Origin of the sequence: Nocardia sp. NPDC059177, from assembly GCF_042755165.1 — a bacterium.
Classification (GTDB): domain Bacteria; phylum Actinomycetota; class Actinomycetes; order Mycobacteriales; family Mycobacteriaceae; genus Nocardia.
Window position 1 is genome coordinate 51,977 of the sequence record NZ_JBHZBX010000021.1, and the last position, 22,011, is coordinate 73,987.

19 protein-coding genes are annotated in these 22,011 nt (G+C 68.4%); 13 read left to right on the forward strand and 6 right to left on the reverse strand.

Annotated features, from left to right (window positions below; translation table 11 throughout):
- Positions 1–96: 96 nt before the first annotated feature.
- The gene (locus ACFXK0_RS23655) at positions 97–2,247 is read left to right on the forward strand and encodes a S9 family peptidase (protein ID WP_379412879.1); all 2,151 of its coding nucleotides are present in this window, start codon (positions 97–99) and stop codon (positions 2,245–2,247) included.
- Positions 2,248–2,333: 86 nt separating this feature from the next.
- Positions 2,334–3,035: a DUF2334 domain-containing protein gene (locus tag ACFXK0_RS23660; protein WP_379412880.1), complete on the forward strand. Its 702-nt coding sequence runs from the start codon at positions 2,334–2,336 to the stop codon at positions 3,033–3,035.
- 48 nt (positions 3,036–3,083) lie between these two features.
- On the opposite strand, the gene ACFXK0_RS23665 is transcribed toward ACFXK0_RS23660, so the two are convergent.
- Positions 3,084–4,454, reverse strand: coding sequence for a glutamate decarboxylase (locus ACFXK0_RS23665; RefSeq protein WP_379412881.1), 1,371 nt, complete (start codon positions 4,452–4,454; stop codon positions 3,084–3,086).
- Between the two features lie 149 nt (positions 4,455–4,603).
- On the opposite strand from ACFXK0_RS23665, the gene ACFXK0_RS23670 reads away from it, so the two are divergent.
- From ACFXK0_RS23670 to ACFXK0_RS23680, 3 genes are read left to right on the forward strand one after another with little or no spacing between them, the layout of a single operon-like run.
- A complete protein-coding gene (locus tag ACFXK0_RS23670; RefSeq protein WP_379412883.1) occupies positions 4,604–6,028 on the forward strand; it encodes an APC family permease in 1,425 nt (474 codons plus the stop codon).
- Positions 6,025–6,462 (forward strand): hypothetical protein, encoded by a 438-nt coding sequence (locus ACFXK0_RS23675; protein WP_379412885.1) that lies wholly within the window; start codon positions 6,025–6,027, stop codon positions 6,460–6,462. Before ACFXK0_RS23670 ends, ACFXK0_RS23675 begins: the two co-directional genes overlap by 4 nt.
- An 11-nt stretch (positions 6,463–6,473) precedes the next feature.
- Positions 6,474–7,826: a dipeptidase gene (locus ACFXK0_RS23680; protein WP_379412886.1), complete on the forward strand. Its 1,353-nt coding sequence runs from the start codon at positions 6,474–6,476 to the stop codon at positions 7,824–7,826.
- Here ACFXK0_RS23680 and ACFXK0_RS23685 read toward each other — a convergent pair whose 3' ends face one another.
- Entirely contained in the window at positions 7,827–8,471 is a 645-nt protein-coding gene (locus tag ACFXK0_RS23685; protein ID WP_379412887.1) for an MBL fold metallo-hydrolase, read from the reverse strand.
- 99 nt (positions 8,472–8,570) lie between these two features.
- Here ACFXK0_RS23685 and purS point away from each other — a divergent pair, with 99 nt between their 5' ends.
- Complete coding sequence (gene purS / locus ACFXK0_RS23690; RefSeq protein WP_022565847.1) at positions 8,571–8,807, forward strand: phosphoribosylformylglycinamidine synthase subunit PurS; 237 nt, start codon at positions 8,571–8,573, stop codon at positions 8,805–8,807.
- On the forward strand, positions 8,804–9,478 hold the full coding sequence (gene purQ, locus ACFXK0_RS23695; RefSeq protein ID WP_379412888.1) for a phosphoribosylformylglycinamidine synthase subunit PurQ: 675 nt from the start codon (positions 8,804–8,806) through the stop codon (positions 9,476–9,478). Before purS ends, purQ begins: the two co-directional genes overlap by 4 nt.
- A gap of 97 nt (positions 9,479–9,575) precedes the next feature.
- Here purQ and ACFXK0_RS23700 read toward each other — a convergent pair whose 3' ends face one another.
- Positions 9,576–10,652 (reverse strand): substrate-binding domain-containing protein, encoded by a 1,077-nt coding sequence (locus ACFXK0_RS23700; RefSeq protein WP_379412889.1) that lies wholly within the window; start codon positions 10,650–10,652, stop codon positions 9,576–9,578.
- 95 nt (positions 10,653–10,747) lie between these two features.
- Between ACFXK0_RS23700 and ACFXK0_RS23705 the strand changes: the two genes are divergently transcribed.
- Positions 10,748–11,143 (forward strand): MarR family winged helix-turn-helix transcriptional regulator, encoded by a 396-nt coding sequence (locus tag ACFXK0_RS23705; protein WP_379412890.1) that lies wholly within the window; start codon positions 10,748–10,750, stop codon positions 11,141–11,143.
- A 17-nt stretch (positions 11,144–11,160) separates the two neighbouring features.
- The gene (locus ACFXK0_RS23710; RefSeq protein WP_379412891.1) at positions 11,161–12,453 is read left to right on the forward strand and encodes a M18 family aminopeptidase; all 1,293 of its coding nucleotides are present in this window, start codon (positions 11,161–11,163) and stop codon (positions 12,451–12,453) included.
- A 22-nt stretch (positions 12,454–12,475) separates the two neighbouring features.
- On the opposite strand, the gene ACFXK0_RS23715 is transcribed toward ACFXK0_RS23710, so the two are convergent.
- Positions 12,476–13,738, reverse strand: a complete 1,263-nt coding sequence (locus ACFXK0_RS23715; protein ID WP_379412892.1) for a glycosyltransferase 87 family protein — start codon at positions 13,736–13,738, stop codon at positions 12,476–12,478.
- Between the two features lie 134 nt (positions 13,739–13,872).
- Between ACFXK0_RS23715 and purL the strand changes: the two genes are divergently transcribed.
- Together purL and ACFXK0_RS23725 are read left to right on the forward strand one after the other, a co-directional pair.
- Positions 13,873–16,164 carry a phosphoribosylformylglycinamidine synthase subunit PurL gene (gene purL, locus ACFXK0_RS23720; RefSeq protein WP_379412893.1) on the forward strand — a complete coding sequence of 764 codons (2,292 nt, stop codon included), beginning with the start codon at positions 13,873–13,875 and terminating at the stop codon, positions 16,162–16,164.
- 22 nt (positions 16,165–16,186) lie between these two features.
- On the forward strand, positions 16,187–17,983 hold the full coding sequence (locus ACFXK0_RS23725; RefSeq protein ID WP_379412894.1) for an alpha/beta hydrolase: 1,797 nt from the start codon (positions 16,187–16,189) through the stop codon (positions 17,981–17,983).
- Between the two features lie 48 nt (positions 17,984–18,031).
- Here ACFXK0_RS23725 and ACFXK0_RS23730 read toward each other — a convergent pair whose 3' ends face one another.
- Complete coding sequence (locus ACFXK0_RS23730; protein ID WP_379412895.1) at positions 18,032–18,325, reverse strand: YiaA/YiaB family inner membrane protein; 294 nt, start codon at positions 18,323–18,325, stop codon at positions 18,032–18,034.
- A gap of 137 nt (positions 18,326–18,462) precedes the next feature.
- Between ACFXK0_RS23730 and ACFXK0_RS23735 the strand changes: the two genes are divergently transcribed.
- On the forward strand, positions 18,463–20,193 hold the full coding sequence (locus ACFXK0_RS23735; protein WP_379412896.1) for an alpha/beta hydrolase: 1,731 nt from the start codon (positions 18,463–18,465) through the stop codon (positions 20,191–20,193).
- Positions 20,190–20,972: a CPBP family intramembrane glutamic endopeptidase gene (locus ACFXK0_RS23740; protein WP_379412897.1), complete on the forward strand. Its 783-nt coding sequence runs from the start codon at positions 20,190–20,192 to the stop codon at positions 20,970–20,972. The genes ACFXK0_RS23735 and ACFXK0_RS23740 overlap by 4 nt, the downstream gene beginning before the upstream one ends.
- Here ACFXK0_RS23740 and ACFXK0_RS23745 read toward each other — a convergent pair.
- Positions 20,952–21,983, reverse strand: coding sequence for an alpha/beta hydrolase (locus ACFXK0_RS23745; protein WP_379412898.1), 1,032 nt, complete (start codon positions 21,981–21,983; stop codon positions 20,952–20,954). The genes ACFXK0_RS23740 and ACFXK0_RS23745 overlap by 21 nt on opposite strands.
- Between the last annotated feature and the right edge of the window lie 28 nt (positions 21,984–22,011).

Here is a 22,011-nt window from a genome sequence, read left to right on the forward strand (position 1 = left end):
GGGGTGTCACTGCACTGCTCGATGTCAGGGTCGCACGCTCGTCGCGCGCGGGTGAGTTGCCGGGCCGGGTGGGGGCGGGGCGGCTACGGTGGGGGGATGGCTGGCGAGAATGAGACGGTGTCGGCGCCGATCGCGAAGAAGGTGCCCTTCGAGCGGGTGCATCACGGCGACACGTTCGTCGACGAGTACGAGTGGCTACGGGAGAAGGAAGATCCCGAGGTCATCGCGTACCTGGAGGCCGAGAACGCCTATACCGAGGCGCGGACCGACCAGTTGCAGCCGCTGCGGGACAAGATCTTCGACGAGATCAAGGCGCGCACCCAGGAGACCGATCTGTCGGTGCCCACCCGGCTGGGCGAGTACTGGTACTACTCGCGCAGTTTCGAGGGCAAACAGTACGGCGTGCACTGCCGCTGTCCCATCGACGCGAATGCCGAGGGCATCGACGCCTGGACCCCGCCGCAGCTGGAGGCGGAGACCTCGATCGAGGGCGAGGAGGTGCTGCTCGACAGCAATGTCCTCGCCGAGGGTCTGGACTTCTTCGCGCTCGGCGCGTTCTCGCTGAGCCACGACGGCAAACGGCTGGCCTACTCGGTCGACAGCACCGGTGACGAGCGCTACACGCTGCGGATCAAGGATCTGGTCACCGGGGAGCTGCTGCCTGACGAGGTGGCGGGCGCGGCGCCGGGTGCGACTTGGTCGCTGGACGGCACGCACATCTTCTATCAGACCGTCGACGAATCCTGGCGGCCCGACACAGTCTGGCGCCACCGCGTCGGCACCGGCTCCGACGCCGACGTGACGGTGTTCCACGAGCCCGACGAGCGCTACTGGGTCAGTGTCGGCGCCACCCGTTCCGAGAAGTACCTGATGATCTGGCTCGGTTCCAAGATCACCACCGAGGGCTGGGTGCTGGAATCGGACAACCCCGAGGGCGCGTTCCGGGTGCTGCTGCCGCGCCGCGAAGGGGTGGAGTACTCCGCCGAACACGCGGTGATCGGTGGCGCGGACCGCTTCCTGATCCTGCACAACGATGTGGTCGACGGGGTGAAGGCGGAGAACTTCGTGCTCGCCGAAGCACCCGCCGACGACCCGTCGAACATGACCACCCTGATCGGCCACCGCGAGGACGTGCGCCTCGAGGACATCGACGCCTTCGCCGATCACCTGGTGCTCGGCTACCGCCGCGACGCGCTGCCGCGCCTGTCGGTGTGGCCGCTGACCGCCGACGGTTACGGCGAGCTGAAAGAACTCGACTTCGGGCTCGAATTGTTCTCCGCCGGTGCGGGTTCCAGCCCGGAGTGGGAGCAGCCGACGCTGCGGGTCGGGGTCACCTCGTTCATCACCCCGATGCAGGTGTTCGACTACGTGCCCGCGACCGGTGAGCTGCTGCTGCGCAAGGAGCAGCCGGTGCTGGGCGGGTACGACGCGAACGACTATGAACAGCACCGTGATTGGGCCGTCGCCCAGGACGGCACTCGCATCCCGATCTCGCTGATCCAGCGTCGCGGACTGCCCGCCGACGGCCCGAAGCCGGTGCTGCTCTACGGTTACGGCTCCTACGAGGCCAGCATCGACCCGTCGTTCTCGGTGTCGCGGCTGTCGCTGCTCGATCGCGGCATGGTGTTCGCGGTGGCGCATGTGCGTGGCGGCGGTGAGATGGGCCGGCTCTGGTACGAGCACGGCAAGACCCTGCTGAAGAAGAACACCTTCACCGACTTCGTCTCGGTTGCACGGCATCTCGTCGACGCCGGTGTGACCGCGCCGGACCGGTTGATCGCCGACGGCGGCAGCGCGGGCGGTCTGCTGATGGGCGCGGTCGCCAACCTGGCGCCCGAACTGTTCGCCGGCATCCTCGCCAATGTGCCGTTCGTCGACCCGCTCACCTCGATCCTTGACCCGTCGCTGCCGTTGACGGTGATCGAGTGGGACGAGTGGGGAAATCCGCTGGCGGACAAAGATGTCTACGAGTACATGAAGTCGTACTCGCCGTACGAGAACGTCGAGGCCAAGGACTACCCGGACATCCTGGCCATCACCAGCCTCAACGACACCCGCGTCCTCTACGTCGAACCGGCCAAGTGGGTCGCCAAGCTGCGCGCCACCAAGACCGGCGACAGCGAACTGCTGCTCAAGACCGAGATGACCGCGGGTCACGGCGGCGTGAGCGGGCGCTACGAGAAGTGGAAGGAAGTCGGCTTCGAGTACGCCTGGGTGCTGGACAAGGTCGGCCTCGCCGACGCGTGATCACTTTCGTGCCTGCCCTGGTGATGTTCGTCGGGGTGTCATCTGGGCAGCACGCGGGCGTCATCTGGGGCTGACATCGTTGCTTCATGAACGCTGAGCTGATCGTTTCCGTCTCCGGGATTCGGGATACGACGCGCGATGCCGCGATCGAGTTCGCGGCGGAGATGGACCAGCGGGATGTGCGGTTATCGCTGCTGGTCGCGCCCCGGCTCAAGGGCAAGTACCGGCTGGTCGACGATCCGGCGACGCAGTCATGGCTGCGGGGCAGGCGCCTGGAAGGCGACGCGATCGTGCTGCACGGGTACGACCAGGCGGCCACCAAATCCCGGCGCGCGGAGTTCGCGAACCTGCCCCGGCACGAGGCCCGGCTGCGGCTGACCGCGGCCGACCGGGTGATGGAACAGGTGCAGCTGCGCACCCGGCTGTTCGCCGCGCCGCGCTGGGACGCCTCGGCCGGTGCGCTGGCCGCCCTGCCCGATGTGGGCTTCCGGCTCGCGCTCGGGCTGCTGACCATGCTCGACCTGGAACGTGATGTGGCGCAACGGGCCAGGGTGTACGGGATCGGCGAGGGCTTCCGGGCCGAGCCGTGGTGGTGCCGGGCGCTGGTGATGGGCGCGGCCCGCACCGCGCGGCGCGGCGGTGTGCTGCGGCTGGCGATCTCGGCCGCGCAGCTGCAACGTTCCGGCCCGCGCCAGGCCATGCTCGACGCCGTCGACCTCGCGCTCTATCACGGCGCCCGCAGCACTGTGTACCGCTGGGAGCAGTTCCCGGCCAGCCGGGCCGCCTGAGTCGCCGCGCGCGCCGTCGGCGATCAGCGCGCGCGGCGACGGTCCGGCTCAGGACACTTCGGGTGCGCCGTCGTGGGTGAAACCGCCCGCCTGCTCGCGGGTCAGCGGGGTGGTCCACGGGTTGTCGGCGAGCTGGCGCAGGCCACGGCGGATGTCGTCGAGCAGCAGGTCGACCATGTCGACGGTGAAACCGTGCCGGAACACAGCGCGCATGATGGTCTCGTCCTGCCGGCCGGCGGGCAGCGGATAGGCGGCGATCAGCCAGCCGCGTGCGCGGAGCCGGTCCGAGAGGTCGTAGAGGTTGTAGTTGGCGCCGCCGGTCAGCCGCCAGGCCACCGCGGCGATGCCGTGCGCGGGTTCGCCCGCGTGGATCAGTTCGAACGGGCCGAGCGCGCCGAGACCCCGCCCGAAATGCCGGGCGACCAGATAGATCATCGACTGCACCCGGGTATAACCGGCGCGGCCGAGCCGGATGAAGTCGTAGTACTGGGTGATCACCTGGCCGCCGGGGCGGGAGAAGTTCAGATTGAACGTCGGCATGTGGCCGCCGAGGTAGTCGACGTCGAAGATCAGCTCCCGTGGCAGGTCGGCGGGTTCGCGCCAGAGCGCCCAGCCGACACCGAGCGGGGCCAGGCCGGTCTTGTGGCCGGAGGCGTTGATCGATTTCACCCGGGGTAACCGGAAGTCCCACACCAGTTCCGGCGCGGTGAACGGGCCGAGGAAGCCGCCGCTGGCCGCGTCGACGTGAATCGGGATATCGGGGCCGCCGGCGGCCTGCAAACGGTCCAGCTCGGCGCTGATCGCGGCCACGTCCTCGTAGAGGCCGGTGAAGGTCTGGCCGAAGGTCGGTACCACCGCGATGGTGTTGGCGTCGCAGTATTTCGGCAGGTCATCGGGGTGCAGTGTGTATCGGTCGCCGCGTAGCGGTACCTGACGCAGTTCGACATCGAAATAGCGCGCGAACTTCTCCCAACAGACCTGGACCGGCCCGGATACCAGGTTCGGTGTCCCGGTGCCGCCGGCCGCTCGCCAGCGGAATTTGGCCGCCAGTCCGCCGAGCATCGCGGCCTCGCTGGAGCCGGTGGTCGAGGTGCCGAGGGTGGTGGCGGGGTCGGGGGCGTGCCACAGATCGGCGAGCATGCGGACGCAGCGGCGCTCGAGCTCGGCGGTCTGCGGGTATTCGTCCTTGTCGACGATGTTCTTGTCGGTCGACTCCGTCATCAGTTTGCGCGCGGAGTCGTCGATCCAGGTGGTGCAGAAGGTCGCCAGGTTCATCCGGGAGACGCCGTCGAGGATCAGTTCGTCGTGCACGATCTCGTAGGCGACGTCAGGCATGAGCTCGTGGATGGGGAAACCGCCGTGGGGTGCGGGGCGGGTGAAGCCGGGACGGCTGAACAGATCTTCGCGATTCTCGGCCACGGTTCCTCCAGTCGGTGAATGCACTGCCCGGGGTTAGCTGCGGTCTAGCTCGTTTCGAGCCTACCGGGCGGATGCTCAGCGGTTACTATGCGTCGGCAGGTGATCGAGGGTTTCCGCTAGTTGTGCAGACACAGCAGGAGGCAGCGCTGATGACGGGCACCGCGACGAAAGCCGCGACGACGACGAAGTATTTGTCCTGGGTGACATTGGCGTTGATGACCACCAGCTCGGTGGCCAGCCTCCGATCGGCCCCGACAATGGCGGTCTACGGACTCGCCTGTGTATTCCTCTACGTGATACCCGCGATTCTGTTCCTGATGCCGACCTCGCTGGTCGCCGCGGAACTCGCCTCGGGCTGGGAGGGCGGGGTCTACAAATGGGTCGGGGAGGGGCTGAACAAGCCACTCGGCTTTCTCGCCGTCTGGTGCCAGTTCGCCATGACCATTTTCTACTATCCGAGCCTGCTCGCTTATGTGGCGAGCACTTTCGCGTACATCATTCATCCGTCACTGGCCGGCAACGGATTGTATGTGGCGATCGTGATCATCACCGTTTACTGGGCCGGGGTGTACGTCTCCTCGCAGGGCACGAAAACCGTTGCCGGACTGTCGAGTATGGGTCTGGTCATCGGCACGCTGATTCCCGGCACGGTGCTGGTGGTGCTCGGGCTGGTCTTTCTCGCGCAGGGCAATCCGTCGGCGGCGCCGATGGATTCGTCGCACCTGCTGCCCGCCTGGACCGGGCTGGCGAGCCTGGTGTTGATCGTCAACAACTTCCTGTCCTACGCGGGCATGGAGATGAACGCGGTGCACGTGTCCTCGCTGCGCAATCCCGCCAGGGAATTCCCGAAGGCGATGTTCCTGGCCATGGGCCTGGTGCTGGTGATCTTCATCCTGCCCGCGCTGGCGATCAGCTGGGTGGTGCCCGCGGCCAGCCTGAGCCTCACCGCGGGCGTGATGCAGGCCTTCGACGGATTCTTCAGCCACTTCGGGATCGGATTCCTCACCCCGATCGTCGGCATCGCGCTGGTGGCCGCCGCGCTCGGCGGCATGCTCACCTGGCTGGCCGGACCGTCCAAGGGGCTGTTGCTGATCGGTCGCAGCGAAGGCTATCTGCCGCCGATCCTGACCACGCTGAACAAACACGGCGTGCAGCAGAACATGCTGGTCGCCCAGGGTGTGTTCACCACCTTGATCGCGCTGCTCTACGCCTTCATCCCGAATGTCTCCAGCGCGTACTGGATTCTGTCGGTGATCACCACGCAGGTGTATCTGATCATGTACGTGCTGATGTTCGCCGCGGCCGCGAAATTGCGCCGCGACGATCCGGCTCATCCACGCGGTTATCGGGCGCCGATGTTGTTCGCGCTGTGCGGGCTCGGCGCCGCGTCCTCGATCGCCGCCTTCGCGATCGGTTTCGTGCCGCCTTCGCAATTCGGTGCGGGCAGCCCGTGGATCTATGTGCTCATCGTCGGTGGCGGTATGGGCATCGTCGGCCTGCTCATCCCGTATCTGTTCTACCGAAATCGCAGTGACAGCTGGAAACGCGCCGTCCCGGAAGGGGAGAAGGCATGACCACCGGAGACGCTCCCGACCGCAAGCGCCGCTGGATCTATCTCACCGCCGCCGGGTTGCTGGTCGTCTTCGCGCTGACCGGCCTGTTCACCTTCACCGAAATCCGCGAGAATTCCCGGGCGCACGCCAAAGCCGAACAGCTGCACAACAATCTGCTTGTCGCCGGCCTGCCCGCACCCGCTGTCGGGGTGATCGCCAATGCGCTCGGTGACGACGGCGGTTCGGTCTGCCAGGACCCCGGCGCCCCGCTGATCAGGGCGAAATACCAGGCCTCGATCACCAATGGCGCGGCCGGGCCTGGCCGGCGGCCGGTGATCGGACCCCGCGACACCACCGAGGCGGTCGCGCTGACCATCGCCACCTACTGCCCGGATCGACTGCCGGACTATCTCTCTCATCTCGACACCCTGAAACTGGACGACACCACGAAGTGAGGCGTGAGGCAATGACCGAAACACCCGAAGTGACCGCGCTGCGTACCACGGTCTCCGGGCTGATGAACCAGGCGAAAAAGGATCTCACCCAACTGGTTTCGTTCAAGTCCGTGGCCGACGCACGGCAGTTCCCGCCCGCGGGATGCGAGCAGACAGCGCAGTGGGTGGCCGACGCACTCGCCGCCGCCGGGCTGACCGAGGTCGACCTGCACGAGACACCCGACGGCAGCAAGGCTGTCATCGGGCACAAGCCGGGACCGCCCGGCACGCCGACGGTGCTGCTCTACTGCCACTACGACGTGCAGCCCCCGCTCGATGACGCCGCCTGGCACACCCCCGTGTGGACGCTGACCGAGAAGGACGGCCGCTGGTACGGTCGCGGCGCCGCCGACTGCAAGGGCAATATCGTCACCCATCTCACGGCCCTGCGCGCGATCGGGCCGGACTTCCCGATCGGTATCAAGGTGGTCTCGGAGGGGTCCGAGGAGCAGGGCACCGGTGGGCTCGAGCAGTTCGTCGCCGCCAATCCCGACATGCTCAGCGCCGATGTCATCCTGGTGGCCGACTGCGGCAACTTCGCGGTCGGTGTGCCCACCTTCACCCAGACCCTGCGCGGGAACGTCAATGTCGTCGTCACGGTGACGACGATGGCGGGGCCGATGCACTCGGGCATGTTCGGCGGCCCGGCCCCGGACGCGCTCGCCGCGATGATCCAGCTGCTGGCCACCCTGCGCGACTCGCACGGCAACACCACCATCGACGGGCTCACCGACATCCAGAAGTGGGCGGGCGTGCAGTACCCGGTCGAGGACTTCCGCGCCGATGCGGGCGTGCTCGACGGCGTCGACCTGCTCGGCAGCGGCACCGTCGCCGACATGGTCTGGGCGCGGCCCGCGCTGACCGTGCTCGGCCTGGACGTGCCCGCCGTGGTCGGGTCGTCGGCGGCGATCCAGCCGAGTTCCCGGGCCCGGCTCAACCTGCGCATTCCGCCGGGTACCGAACCGAAACAGGCCCTCGACCTGCTGGAAATGCATCTGCGTGCGCATGTGCCGTGGAATGCCCGCATCGAGATCGAGGTGGAGGCGCTCGGTGAGCCGTTCGTCGCGTCCGAGCGCGGGCCTGCGCGCACCGCGCTGTCGCGGGCGCTGGCGAGTGCCTACGGCCGCGAGGTGACCACCGAGGGACAGGGCGGCTCGATCCCGCTGTGCAATGTCTTCGCCGACACCTATCCGAAGGCCGAGATCATGCTGATCGGGGTGGAAGAACCGAAATGCCTGATCCACGCGCCCAACGAGAGTGTCGACCCGACCGAGATCGAGCACATGGCCCTGGCCGAGGCACTGTTCCTGCGCAGCTACCGCTGATCAGAACTGCGCCTGATCCTCGGGCTGGATCACCCGGAACTCGGTGCCGGCCGGCGCCATCTCGGTGAGCCTGCCGAAGTAGACGCCCTGCGCCGCCGGCGCGACGATCCCGTGATGGATCGGGATGGCGGTGCGGGGGTTGACCGCGCGCAGGTAGTCGACGGTGTCCCAGATCCGCATCCACGGGGCGACGGCCGGGATGGCCAGCACGCCCACCGGGACCGGCGGCACCCACAGCGAGTCGCCGGGGTGGACCAGCTGGGCGGGGTCGGCCGCGGTGCCGAGCTGGAAGACCGTGTTGTCGATCACCGGGATCTCCGGATGGATCACCGCATGGCGCCCGCCACCGCCGGTGATCTGGAGCTCGCCGATATCGAGTACCTGACCGGCCGACACCGGCTCCCAGCCCTCGCTGCGCTGCTGGGCGGTCTGCGGGTCCGACAGCAGGCGGGCGGCCGGATTGGCCTCGATCAGCGCTTCGATCCGGTTCGGGTCGATGTGGTCGGGATGCTGATGGGTCACCGCGATCGCGTCCAGTCCGGTGATGCCCTCGAAACCGTGCGCGAAGGTGCCGGGATCGAACAGCACTTTCACGCCGTGCAGATCCACGAGGATGCAGGAATGGCCGAAGTGGGCGATACGCATACGCCGATGCTAAGCCGCCGCGACCCCGGAAGGCGGGTACGACGGCCGGGTCAACTAGGATTTCTGGAGTAAACCCCCACACCACATGAGGAGCAACGCGTGGCACGAGTCGTGGTCGAGGTCATGCCGAAGGCCGAGATCCTGGACCCCCAGGGGCAGGCCGTGGTCGGCGCGCTCCCGCGTCTGGGATTCGCCGGAATCTCGGATGTGCGGCAGGGCAAGCGATTCGAGCTCGAGGTGGACGAGAGTGTCTCCGACGCCGAGCTCGAGCAGATCGCCGAGGCGCTGCTGGCCAACACCGTGATCGAGGACTGGAAGGTCGTTCGGGTCTCGTGAGTCGCATCGGCGTCATTACTTTTCCTGGCACGCTCGACGACGTCGACGCGGCCCGCGCGGTGCGCCTGGCCGGTGGCGAGGCGGTGAGCCTGTGGCACGCCGACGCCGACCTCAAGGATGTCGACGCGGTCATCGTGCCCGGCGGCTTCTCCTACGGCGACTACCTGCGCTGCGGCGCCATCGCCCGGTTCGCGCCGGTGATGGGCGAGGTCGTGCGCGCGGCCGGCCAGGGTATGCCGGTGCTCGGCATCTGCAACGGTTTCCAGGTGCTGTGCGAGGCCGGGCTGCTGCCCGGCGCGCTGACCCGCAACGAGGGCCTGCACTTCATCTGCCGCGACGAATGGCTGAAGGTGGAGGCCACGAACACCGCGTGGACCTCCCGTTACGAGCCGGGCGCGCAGATCCTCGTCCCGCTGAAGTCGGGCGAGGGCCGCTACCAGGCGTCGCAGGCCGTGCTCGACGAACTCGAGGGCGAAGGTCGCGTGGTGTTCCGCTACGCGGGCGACAACCCGAACGGTTCGCAGCGTGGCATCGCGGGCATCGCCTCGGCCAACGGCCGCGTCGTCGGCCTGATGCCGCACCCCGAGCACGCCACCGAGGCACTGACCGGCCCGAGCGACGACGGCCTCGGCATGTTCTATTCGGTACTCGACACCCTGGTCAACGCCTGAGTTTTTGGAGCGCTGGCGCGCTCGAGGTCGCGGCGGGACGGCCGCGACGGCCGACTTCGTCGGCCTGCCCCTCCTCAGGGTCGGGGCGTGGTGGTCGCTAGGGCAGCCGGTCGATGATGTCGAAGTCGACGCCGTCGGCTCTGGCCAGGAAGGCCGGGCCGACGGCCTGATTGCCGTGGAACCCGTGCCGGGCGGCAGGGCCGTCCAGGGTGATGCCGTCGGCCAGGCGCGCGGTGATGGTGTCCACGTCGAGGGTGCCGACCGCGTCGGCCAGGGTGCCCAGCAGGTGCACCGCCTCGTAGGTGGAATTGCTGAATGTGGTCAGCGCGGGGGCGAAGGAGCCCTGGTGCCTGCGATAGCGGGCGCGCCGGTCGCGGCCGTCGGCGGTGTGGTCGTCGACGAAGAATCCCGAGGCCACGTACAGGTTGTCGTTGGCCTTCGGGCCCGCGCTGAGCAGCACGTTCTCGTCCACCGCCGGGCTCAGTCGCGGCATGATCGCCGGCAGGCCGGTCGCGGTGAACTGCCGGTTGAAGCGGGCGGTGTCGGCGCCGACCATCAGCACCAGGACCGCGTCGGCGAACAGCAGCGCCGGGTCGTCGAGGAAGGCGTGGAAATCGGTGGTGCCGAGCGGGACATAGCGCTCGAGCACGATGTCGCCGGGCGTGGGGAGCGCGCGGCGCAATGCGCGCACCGTCTGACGTGGCCAGATGTAGTCGTTGCCGATCACGGCCCAGCGCCGCACACCGAGTTCGCGGGCCATCCAGGCGGCGGCGGGCACGGTCTGGTGATCGGGATGTTCGCCGACCATCAGCACACCGGGCCGTTCGTCGGTGAGGCCCTCGTGATCGGTCGCGTACAGGTAGGGCACCCGCCCGCCCACCGCGTCGGCGACCGCGCGGCGCACCGCCGAGGTGTGCCAGCCGGTGATGGCGCCGACCATACCGGTCGCCAGGAAGGCCTCGACCTCGGTGGCGACCTCGTGCGGCGGGCGGCCGCCGTCGATTGTCGTCATCCGGATTTCGCGGCCGAGAATTCCTGTGCTGCTGTTGATTTCGTCGACGGCAAGCGAAATCGCGGCCGTGCACGATGGTGCGATGATGCCACCCGGGCCCTGCGTCGGGACGATCGAGAGAATCTCGATCGTCTCCTCCCGGCTCTCGGGGAACGTGGGCATTCGGTACTCTATCGCCTAGGTGAACGGTTTCGTTCGACGGAATGTTTCGGCAGGTGGGAATGCAATCGGTGTCCATCATAAGTGGGTTTTCCACATTGCACGCTGCGCTGCGCCGCGCCGAGCGTAACTGGGTCCGCCGTCTCGAATCCGCGCTGTCGGCCGATAATCTCTCGGCCGACCATTGGGCGATTCTGTCGCAGCTGTCCACCGACGAGGGCATCACCATGTCCGAATTGGCGGCGCTGGCCCGGCTGGCCCCCTCCTCGGCCACCCGCCATGCCGACCATCTCGCCGAACGCGGCCTGATCTTCCGCGTCGCCGCCACCGACGACCGCAGGCGCATTCTCATCGGGCTGAGCAGCCTCGGCGCCAAACTCGTCGCCCGGATCAGGGCCGAGGAGCAGATCGCCGAAGAGGAACTGCGCGCCCGCCTCGGCGCCCGCCGCTACGGCGATCTCGTCACCGCGCTCGGGGTCATCGCGCAGCGTTAGCCCCTAGTATCGGGCGCATGCCTGTATCTCTGACAGCGGCCACTGCCAGTGGACTGTGTGCCTTCATCGATGCTTCGCCGTCGCCGTTCCACGTGTGCGCGACGGTGGCCGCCGAACTCGATGCCAATGGGTTCACGGCGTTGCCGGAGGCGCGGTCCTGGGATGACGCGGGCGGGAAACACTATGTAGTGCGCGGTGGTTCGCTGATCGCGTGGGCCGATTTCGATGCCGCGCCCACCGATCCGTTCCGGGTGGTCGGCGCGCACACCGACAGCCCGAATCTGCGGGTGAAACAGCATCCGGATCTGTCGTCGGCGGGCTGGCAGCTGGTCGGGCTCGAGCCCTATGGCGGTGCCTGGCTGAATTCGTGGCTGGACCGCGAACTCGGGATCTCGGGGCGGCTGAGTGTGCGCGAGGGCAACCGGATGCGCGATCAGCTGGTGCGCATCGACGAGCCGATCCTGCGGGTGCCGCAGCTGGCGATCCACCTGTCCGAAGACCGGCGCGGGGTGACGCTGGACCCGCAGCGGCACGTGAACGCGATCTGGGGGATCGGTGAACCGGCGGTCTCGTTCCTGGATTTCGTGGCCGGGCGGGCCGGGGTCGACGGCGCCGAGGTGCTCGGCTGGGAACTGATGACCCACGATCTGGCGCCGAGCACACTGGTCGGGCGCGAGCACGATCTGGTCAGCGCGCCCCGATTGGACAACCAGGGCACCTGCTATGCCGGGCTGCAAGCGTTCCTGGCCGCGGTCGACGAGCCGGGCGCGGCCTCGCCGGTGCTGGTGATGTTCGACCACGAGGAAGTGGGCAGCCAGTCCGACCGGGGCGCGCAGTCGGATCTGCTGCCGGCGGTGCTGGAACGGATCGTGCTCTCCCGCGGCGGCGGGCGCGCGGATTACCTTGCCGCGCTGGCCGGTTCGATCGTCGCCTCCGGGGACATGGCCCATGCCACCCATCCCAACTACCCCGAGCGGCACGAGCCCGCGCATCGCATCGAGATCGGCGGCGGACCGGTGCTGAAGGTCAACCAGAACCTGCGCTACGCCACCGACGCGGCGGGCGCTGGCGCGTTCGCGCTGGCCTGTGCGCAGGCGCAGGTGCCGTTGCAGCGCTATGTGCATCGCGCGGATCTGCCGTGCGGGTCGACGATCGGCCCGATGACGGCGGCGCGCACCGGCATGTCGACCGTCGACATCGGCGCCCCACAGCTGGCCATGCACTCCTGCCGCGAGCTCATGGCGGCGGCCGACGTGCCCGCCTACGCGGCGGCGCTGGCCGCGTTCCTGACCCCGGCCGACCTGGACTGATCGCCACACCGCGGGGCCGGTCTTACGCGGCCGGGAGCTCCTGGGCGGCGGGCTTGTTCGGCCGGTACGTGCACACCGCGTAGACGATCACCGCGAACGTCGCCCACACGTAGCTGCTGCCGATGATCTGCTGCCACCACGCCCAGGCGAGTTCCTTGTCGTTGGAATGTGGCAGCACCCACTGCGGCCCGACGATGAACATCAGCGTGAACAACACCACCACGGCGGTGAAGGCGCGCGAGCGGCGCCGCGTCGCCTGGTCGACCGCGAGGACCAGCACGGGGGCCACCCACACCCAGTGATGCGACCAGGACACCGGCGACACCAGCAGGATCGCCGCCGCGTTGACCAGCAGCGCGGCCACCTCCGACCCCGCGCTGATCAGCCGCGACATCCACACCGCCGCCAGCCCGACGACCAGCACCGACAGCGCGATCCACAGCCCGGTCGCCACCGTCTCGTCGAGGCCGAGCCGGAACAGTGTGCCCTTGATCGACTGGTTACCCGCGAAGTACGGGGTGCCGATGCGCCCGGTATCGGTGACGGTGTGGAACCAGTACTCCACCGAATCGTTCGGGAACAGCAGGAACCCGATGCCCACCGCACCCGCCGCCGAGGCGACCAGGGTGGCCGCGGCCTTCCAGTCGCGGCGCACCAGGAAGTACAGCAGATAGCCGGCGGGGATGAGTTTGATCGAGACCGTGATCCCGATCAGCATGCCGCGCGGCCAGAACGGCTTGCGGACCAGCACGTCGACGGCCACCACAGCCATCAGCACCAGGTTGATCTGGCCGAAGTTGAGGGTCTGGCGTACCGGCTCGAGGTACTGCGCCAGGCCGAGGCCGCCGATCACGATGGTCAGCACCGCGATCCGGTCCAGCTCGGGCCGCACCCGGACCAGGGCCAGCCACAGCACGATGGCCAGGCTCAGCAGCGAGCTCGTCAGCACCGCGATCTCGGCCACCACCAGCGGCATCAAGGCCAGCGGGACGAAGAACATGGCGGCCAGCGGCGGATAGGTGAAGGGCAGGCCGAGTCCGTAGACCGGCGGCATCGGGCCGTACAGGTCGCCGCCGTCGAGCCACACGCGCGCGCCGTTGCGGTAGACCTGCAGGTCGATGAACCCGTGCCACCAGTGCACGAGCAGCGCGATCACCGCGGAGAAGACGAACAGCCCGATCGCGGCGGCCAGCCAGCGCCGCTGACGCTCCGGGTCCATGGACTCGGGCGGGCACGCGGGAACAGACGGCTCGACCTGCTCGGCAACCCCCGGACTTTCGTTCACCGCGCCAGAGTAACGGGTCGGCGCCTGGTCGCAGTGCGGGTGTGACGAGCTCCGTACGGGGCGGCGTGGGCGCCCGTCCAGGGCCGATTAGACTCAGCGGCAAGTTCCCCCGGCCGAAAGGACCCTGGTCTCCCGTGACACTGCAGGTCGACACCGTCGCCACCGCCGCAGCCACCCCGGATGCTCCGCAGCCGTACAAGGAACTCGGTCTCAAAGACGACGAGTACGCCCGCATCAAGGAGATCCTGGGCCGTCGGCCCACCGACGCCGAGCTGGCGATGTACTCCGTGATGTGGAGCGAGCACTGCTCCTACAAGTCCTCCAAGGTGCACCTGCGCTACTTCGGTGAGACCACGACCCCCGAGATGAAGGCCTCCATGCTGGCCGGTATCGGCGAGAACGCGGGCGTGGTCGACATCGGCGACGGCTGGGCGGTCACCTTCAAGGTCGAGAGCCACAACCACCCGTCCTACGTCGAGCCGTACCAGGGCGCGGCCACCGGCGTCGGCGGCATCGTGCGCGACATCATGGCGATGGGCGCGCGCCCGATCGCGGTCATGGACCAGCTGCGCTTCGGCGCGGCGGATGCCCACGACACCCGTCGCGTGGTCGACGGCGTGGTGCGCGGCATCGGCGGCTACGGCAACTCCCTCGGCCTGCCGAATGTCGGCGGCGAGACCGTCTTCGACGCCTCCTACCAGGGCAACCCCCTCGTGAACGCGCTGTGCGCGGGCGCCATGCGGGTGGAAGACCTGCACCTGGCCTTCGCCTCCGGCGCGGGCAACAAGATCATCCTGTTCGGCGCGCGCACCGGCCTCGACGGCATCGGCGGCGTCTCCGTGCTCGCCTCCGACACCTTCTCCGGCGAGGAGACCGGCACCGGCCGCAAGAAGCTGCCCGCCGTGCAGGTCGGTGACCCGTTCACCGAGAAGGTGCTCATCGAGTGCTGTCTCGACCTCTACAAGGCCGGACTCGTCGTCGGTATCCAGGACCTCGGCGGTGCCGGGCTGTCCTGCGCCACCTCCGAACTGGCCGCGGCGGGCGACGGCGGCATGCACATCGACCTGACCAAGGTCCCGCTGCGCGCCAAGCACATGACCCCCGCCGAGATCCTGTCGAGTGAGTCGCAGGAGCGCATGTGCGCGGTCGTCACCCCCGAGAACGTGGACGCCTTCATGGCCGTGTGCAAGCGCCACGACGTGCTGGCCACCGTGATCGGTGAGGTCACCGACGGCGATCACCTGGTGATCAGCTGGCACGGTGAGACCGTCGTCGACGTGCCGCCGCGCACCGTCGCCCACGAGGGCCCGGTCTACGAGCGCCCCGTGCAGCGTCCCGACACCCAGGACGCGCTGATCGCCGACACCACCGCGAACCTCACCCGGCCCAAGACGGCCGACGAGCTCCGCGAAACCCTGCTGACGATGATCGCCAGCCCGCAGCTGTGCAGTCGCAAGTGGATCACCGAGCAGTACGACCGCTACGTGCGCGGCAACACCGTGCTCGCCGAGCACGCCGACGCCGGTGTGGTCCGCATCGACGAGGAGTCCGGTCGCGGTATCGCGCTGGCCACCGACGCCTCGGGCCGCTACACCAAGCTCGACCCGTACACCGGCGCGCAGCTGGCGCTGGCCGAGGCCTTCCGCAATGTCGCCACCACCGGCGCCACCCCGAAGGCCGTCACCAACTGCCTGAACTTCGGTTCGCCGGAGGACCCGGGCGTGATGTGGCAGTTCCAGCAGGCCGTGCGCGGTCTCGCGGACGGCTGTGCGGCCCTTGGTATTCCGGTCACCGGCGGCAATGTCAGCTTCTACAACCAGACCGGCAAGGACGCCATCCTGCCCACCCCGGTGGTCGGCGTGCTCGGCGTCATCGACGACGTGCACCGCCGCATCCCCACCGGCCTCGGCCTGGAGCCGGGCGAATCGCTGATCCTGCTCGGTGACACCCACGACGAGCTGGACGGCTCGATCTGGTCGCAGGTCGTGCACGATCACCTCGGTGGTGTGCCGCCCAAGGTCGACTTCGCCCGCGAGCAGCTGCTCTCGGAGGTGCTCACCTCCGGCTCGCGCGACGGCATGATCTCCGCCGCGCACGACCTGTCCGAGGGCGGCCTGATCCAGACCGTCGTCGAGGCCGCGCTGGCCGGCGAAACCGGTTGCCGCATTCTGCTTCCCGAAGGTTCCGATCCGTTCGTTCAGCTGTTCTCGGAATCGGCCGGGCGCGTGCTCGTCGCGGTGCCGCGTTCGGAGGAGACCCGGTTCACCAAGATGTGCGACGCGCGGCAGCTGCCGTGGGTGCGCATCGGCGTGGTCGACCAGGGCTCGGATTCGGTCGAGGTGCAGGGCCAGTTCTCGGTGACACTCGCCGAATTGCGCGAGGCGTTCGAAGGCACCCTGCCTAAGCTGTTCGGAGCGCACACCTAAGCAGGCAGATGAGGAGTCGAGCTTGACCATCGAGGATGCGAGCTCGGCTCCCGCTCCCGCGGCCACCGGAGCAGCCCCGGCGGCACCGGATTCCGGCAAGCTCCGCGTGATCCACCTGGTGGAGCGGTTCTTCCACCCGAACTACACCGGCCTGCTGGTGGCCACCATGTTCTACGGCTGGTCGATGACGCCCTCGCTGCTGCCGCGCGGCTGGTTCTTCCAGGGCCTGGTCAGCGGCATCAACGCCACCATCGGCTACGGCCTGGGCTGCGCACTGGCCTGGGCCTGGCGGCGCTGGGTTCTGCCGCGGATCACCTGGCCGGACCGGGTGCAGGCGATCTGGGCGCGACGGGCGAGCTGGACGGCGATCGCGGTGAAATCGGTGATCGTGCTGGTGTGCCTGGTGTTCGCGATCCTGATCACCCTGCAATCGGCGCGCTGGCAGCGCGAGATCACCGATCTCATGGGGATGGAGCCGGTGTCGGAATCGCTGGCCGGCTACCTGCGCACCACCCTGCTCGGCGCCGTGGTGGTCGGGCTGCTGATCTGGATCTCGCGTGGCGTCGTGCGCCTGGTCCGCGCGGTGAGCCGTGGATTGAACCAGTGGGTGCGCATCCCCACCTCCTTCGCCCGCCCGCTCGGCATCCTCATCGTCGGCGTGGCGGCGGTGCTGCTGTTCAACGGCGTACTGGCGAAAGCCTTTTTCACCGTGGCCAATTCGGCGTTCAGTGCGCGGAACACCCACACCTCCGAACACGCGGTCCAGCCCATCCAGCCCGAACGATCCGGCAGCCCGGCCTCACTCGCAGGCTGGGACACGCTCGGTTCGGAGGGCCGCTGGTTCGTCGCCAACGCGCCGACGCCGCTGGCCATCGAGGAGGTCACCGGAAAGCCTGCCCGCGAACCGATCCGGGTGTACACCGGCCTGGAATCGGCCGACGGTTTCGAGGCGCAGACGGATCTGGCCGTGGCCGAGCTGGAGCGGACCAAGGCCTTCGAGCGGGAGGTGCTCGTTGTCATCAGCACCACCGGCACCGGCTGGGTCGACACCACCAGCGCCGAGGCGATCGAGCTGATGTTCAACGGCGACACCGCGCTGGTCGCCACCCAGTACTCGTATCTGCCCAGCGCGCTGTCGTTCCTGTCCGACCGCGACAAGTCGATGACCATGGGCAGGCTGCTGTTCGACAAGGTCTACGAACGCTGGGCGGTGCTGCCCGAGGACGCACGACCCAAGCTGCTCGTCTACGGGGAGAGTCTCGGCTCGCAGGGTTCCGAAGGCGCGTTCTCCGGGCTGGCCGACATCCGCAACCGCACCGACGGCGTGCTCTGGGTGGGCCCGCCCAATTCCAATCGTCTCTGGTCGGAGTTCGTCTCGCGCCGCGATCCCGGCACCAGGGAGATCACCCCGACCTTCGCCGACGGGCTGTCGGTGCGTTTCGCCGCGAATGCCGAACAGCTGGCGAAACCGTCGCCGAACTGGACCGATCCGCGCATCGTGTATCTGCAGTACGCCTCGGACCCGGTGGTGTGGTGGTCGCCGGATCTGCTGTTCAGCAGGCCGGACTGGCTGCGTGAGCAGCGCGGACCCGATGTGTCGCCGTCGATGTCGTGGTATCCGATCGTCACCTTCTGGCAGGTCGCCGCGGATCTGCCGCGCGCGCAAACAGTGTCGGAAGGCCACGGCCACAACTACGGCGATCTCGTGCCCGACGCGTGGGCCGCGGTGGCCCAACCACCGGACTACACACCGGAATTGGCGGCGCGGATCAAGACGTATCTGATCGAGTCGATGGCGACCGAGCGTCAGCTGAAGTGACGAACCGGGGCAGCTCCTGACCCCTCGACGGGAGCTGCCCCGGTTCGCTCACGACACCGTCTTGAACGGATTGTGTTCGGCGATCAGCTTTTCCAGCCGCGCCTCGTCGATGCGCCCGATCAGCGTCTGCGTCTCCTGCTGGTCGCGTACGACCTTGGCGAGGGTGAAGCAGCTGGTCACCAGGAACAGGCCCGACATGGCCAGGAACGCGCGCTGCCAGCCGTCCAGCGGCAGGTAGGCGATCCCGGCGCCGGTCCCGAACAGGCTGACCGCGAAAGCGATCGCGGCCTGGGCCATGTAGGCCGAGGTGTTCTTCGGCTTGGCATTGGGTGCTGTGCTCATGGGAACAAGTCTGCGCAGCGGCGGGTTCGCGCGGGCGCGTGAAACTACTCGAGTGCGTTGGGTAGTTGCCGCCGATGTGACCGACCCGCCATCCACAACAGCCGACCGTGCCGAATCCGGGCAGCCATACTGGGTTGGTGTCTGCGGCAGGCTCGACCCTCGTGACGTTGCGTGCGCGCGGCGCCGCGTTGTTGCGCCGCGCCGAGGACGTCATCGACCTCAACTATCCAGGCCTGGTGCTGGCCACGCTGTTCTTCGCGCTGTCGGTGACGCCCTCGCTGGTACCGCGCGACTGGCTGTTCCAGGGCCTGATCAGCGGGATCAACGCCGCGATCGGCTACGGGCTCGGCTGTGTGCTGGAGTGGATCTTCCGGCGCTGGGTGCGCGCGCGGATTCCGCTCCCGAGCCCGTCGGACCGGCTGCGCTACCTGATCAAGGCGACCGTGCTGGTGGTGTGCGCGCTGGTCGCGGCGCTGATGCTGATCCAGTCGGCGCGCTGGCAGCGCGAGATCACCTCGCTGATGGGGATGGCGGGCACCACCAACGCCGCCTACCTGCGCACCGGGCTGCTGAGTGTGGCGGTCGGGGTCGCGGTGGTCGCCGCGTATCGGACCTTGCGCGTGCTGGTGCTGGTGCTGGCGCGTCAGCTCAACCGCTGGGTGAAGGTGCCGCGCGAGCTGGCACCTGCCGCCGGGGCGCTGGTGCTGGTGGTGTTCGCGGCGACGCTGTTCAACGGTGTCGCCTCGCGCGCGTTCATCGCTGTGGCCAATTCCGCGTTCAGTGTGCGCAACGACCGGACCACGCCGTTCGCGGTGCAGCCGACGGCGCCGCAACGGTCCGGCAGCCCCGAATCGCTCGCGCCGTGGCGCACCCTGGGTTACGAGGGCCGCTGGTTCGTCGCCAACGGGCCAAGCGCCGACGACATCGCCGAGGTGACCGGAAAGCCCGCCCGCGAACCCATCCGCGCGTACGTGGGCCTGGAATCGGTGCGCGGCGGGCAGACCGCGGCGCAGCTGGCTGTCGCCGAACTCGAACGGACCGGGGCCTTCGACCGTGCCGTGATGGTGGTCATCACCACGACCGGGACCGGGTGGGTCAACGCGATGGCCGCCGGCGCCGTGGAATATCTCTTCGGTGGCGATACCGCCCTGGTCGCCACGCAGTACTCCTATCTGCCCAGCGTGCTGTCGTTCCTGTCCGACCGGGACAAGGCCGCGGCGGCCGGGCGGGAACTGTTCGACGCGGTGTATCAGCGCTGGCTGGCCGAACCGGAAGGGGAGCGGCCCGAGCTCTACGTCTACGGCGAGAGCCTGGGCTCGCAGGGTTCGGAGGCGGCCTTCGACGGGCTCGCCGATCTGCGCGAGAAGGTCGACGGGGCGTTGTGGGTGGGGCCGCCGAACTCCAACCGGCTGTGGAAACAGTTCGTCGACCGTCGCGACCCGGGATCACCGCAGGTGGAGCCGGTCTACGCGGACGGTCTTGTGGTGCGCTTCGCCGACGACGCCACCGACCTCGGCCCACCCGAAACCTGGCGCGCCCCCCGCATCGCCTATCTGCAACATCCCTCCGACCCGATCGTCTGGTGGTCGGTTGACCTGATCTTCACCCAGCCCGATTGGCTGAGCGAGCCGCGCGGCGCGGATGTGTCGACGCAGATGCGGTGGGCGCCGTTCGTGACGTTCTGGCAGGTCACCGCCGATCTCACCAATGCCCAGGGCGTGGTCGACGGGCACGGGCACCGGTACGGGAGCCTGGTGCTCGACGGGTGGCTGGCGGTGGCGGCGCCACCCGGGGTGAGTACTGCGGTGGTCGAGAGCATCCGGGACGCGCTGGTGGCGGCGGAGGTCTACGAGCGGGAGGTCAAGTGAGGCGCGTGCGGTCGCGGGTCGGCGGCGGTGCCGCGCTGAACCTCGCGCGATCGGTCGGTGTGTCGCCGGGTGCGCGCGCTGTGGCGCGAGACGACCGTAAGCAGTCGGGCGGGGCGCTGCGACGGCACTGTGTCGCCGCTGAAAGTGTTGTTGCGCTGGCACTTCCACTGGCGTGGAACAATCGGGTACTGCCCGCGCTCGACCTTCCCTTGCGCGGGCGCACGGTGGCGCACACTGTCTTCGCCGTGGGCTATGTCGCGGTATTCGGTGGTCGGCCGAAGTGGTTGTCGGCCAGTGGGTTTCGCTGGGGGATCGGTAGTTCGGCGGTTGTGCTCGCGGGTTATGCGGTGGCGCTGTCGATTCCGGCGGTGCGGCGGGTGCCGCTCGAGGTCGCCGAGCGGGTGCCCGAGACCTCCACGCTGGAATGGATCGCGCTACACATCCCGGTCGGCACAGTGCTGGCCGAGGAAGCGGTGTTTCGCGGCACGCTCGACCGGCTGCTCGACGACGCATTCGGTCCGTCGGCCCCGGTCCTCGCCGCGCTCGACTTCGGGCTGTGGCATGTGCATCCGGCCCGCGTCGCCGGTGATTCGGTGGCCGCGACGGTGCTGGCGACCACCGCGGCCGGGCTGGTCTTCGGCGTGCTGCGCCGCCGCACCGGCAGTGCCACCGCCCCCGCCCTCCTACATCTGGCGATCAATATCGGGGGAGCGCTGATGCCGGTCGCGGCCCGGTGGATCGAGGAGCTCATGGGCCGCTCAGCTCGTTCGGCTACCTAGCGAACGTGCGAGGAAGGGCCATGAGGTCTTCAGATCGTCTTCCCAGTAGCCCCACGAATGGGTACCGACAGCACGCTCATCCGTCGTCACCGGGATATTCAGAGCACGGAGGCGGTTTGCGAGGTTGACCGTGCAGAAGTGCACTGCCGCTTCGATAGGGCCGCCGAAAGCGATCTGGATCGGAAGTGGAATCCTGCCGTCCTGGACCCGCGCGTCCGCGGGGGTGTCGTGCGGTGCGCCGGGGAGCCCGGTGCCGGTGCTCAGATAGATATCTGTGCCCCGTAGCCCTTCCGCGTTGAGCAATGGATCGTTCGCCCGCCACAGCGCGCTGTCGCGGGGTCCCCACATGTTCTCGATACTCTGCCCGCCGCCCCAGGTCTCGACGGTGATCCGCACGAACTCTTGGCCGATGGGGTCCGAGGTCTGGGCGCAACCACTGTAGGAGGCCACACTGTTCCAGAAACCGGGCTTGGCGATGGCCAGATTCAGCACGGAGGTGCCGCTCATCGACACACCGACCAGGGCCCGGTTGCCGTCCGCGTTCAGATAGTCCTCGACTACCGGTGGCAGCTCCTCGTTGAGAAACGTCTGCCATTTGTTGCGGCCGAGTACCGGGTCGTCTCGCACCCAGTCGGTGTAGTACGAGCTGGCTCCCCCCACCGGGGTGACGACGTTGATGTCCTTGGCGCGCAGGAATTCGTGGGCGTCGGTCTGCGAGTCCCATCCGCTCTGGTTCGGGCCACCTTGCGAACCATTGAGTAGATACATCGTCGGCCGCGGGGTCATTGTGTCCGCGGCGCGGATGACCTGCACGGTGATGGGCTTGTCCATCGCCGCCGAGAAGACGGTGATGTCTTGGCGTCGCTCGTCGACAGCCGCAACCGAGACAATGCGTGCGGACTCCGGCTCCGCGTTGGCCGCCGGTGCCGGGAACATCAGCGCGGCGGCGGCCAGGATGCCCAGCGCCAGCTGCGAGGTTGTCGAGCGAGCGGTTCGTCGTTGCTTCTTCACTATCGGGGAAACCTCCGGTATATCGAAC

Excerpts from the sequence above, each read along its gene's own strand:
- ACFXK0_RS23655 (WP_379412879.1), top strand. The coding sequence starts at position 97 with ATGGCTGGCGAGAATGAGACGGTGTCGGCGCCGATCGCGAAGAAGGTG.
- ACFXK0_RS23660 (WP_379412880.1), top strand. The coding sequence starts at position 2,334 with ATGAACGCTGAGCTGATCGTTTCCGTCTCCGGGATTCGGGATACGACG.
- ACFXK0_RS23670 (WP_379412883.1), top strand. The coding sequence starts at position 4,604 with ATGACGGGCACCGCGACGAAAGCCGCGACGACGACGAAGTATTTGTCC.
- ACFXK0_RS23675 (WP_379412885.1), top strand. The coding sequence starts at position 6,025 with ATGACCACCGGAGACGCTCCCGACCGCAAGCGCCGCTGGATCTATCTC.
- ACFXK0_RS23680 (WP_379412886.1), top strand. The coding sequence starts at position 6,474 with ATGACCGAAACACCCGAAGTGACCGCGCTGCGTACCACGGTCTCCGGG.
- ACFXK0_RS23685 (WP_379412887.1), bottom strand. The coding sequence starts at position 8,471 with ATGCGTATCGCCCACTTCGGCCATTCCTGCATCCTCGTGGATCTGCAC.
- ACFXK0_RS23700 (WP_379412889.1), bottom strand. The coding sequence starts at position 10,652 with ATGCCCACGTTCCCCGAGAGCCGGGAGGAGACGATCGAGATTCTCTCG.
- ACFXK0_RS23710 (WP_379412891.1), top strand. The coding sequence starts at position 11,161 with ATGCCTGTATCTCTGACAGCGGCCACTGCCAGTGGACTGTGTGCCTTC.
- ACFXK0_RS23730 (WP_379412895.1), bottom strand. The coding sequence starts at position 18,325 with ATGAGCACAGCACCCAATGCCAAGCCGAAGAACACCTCGGCCTACATG.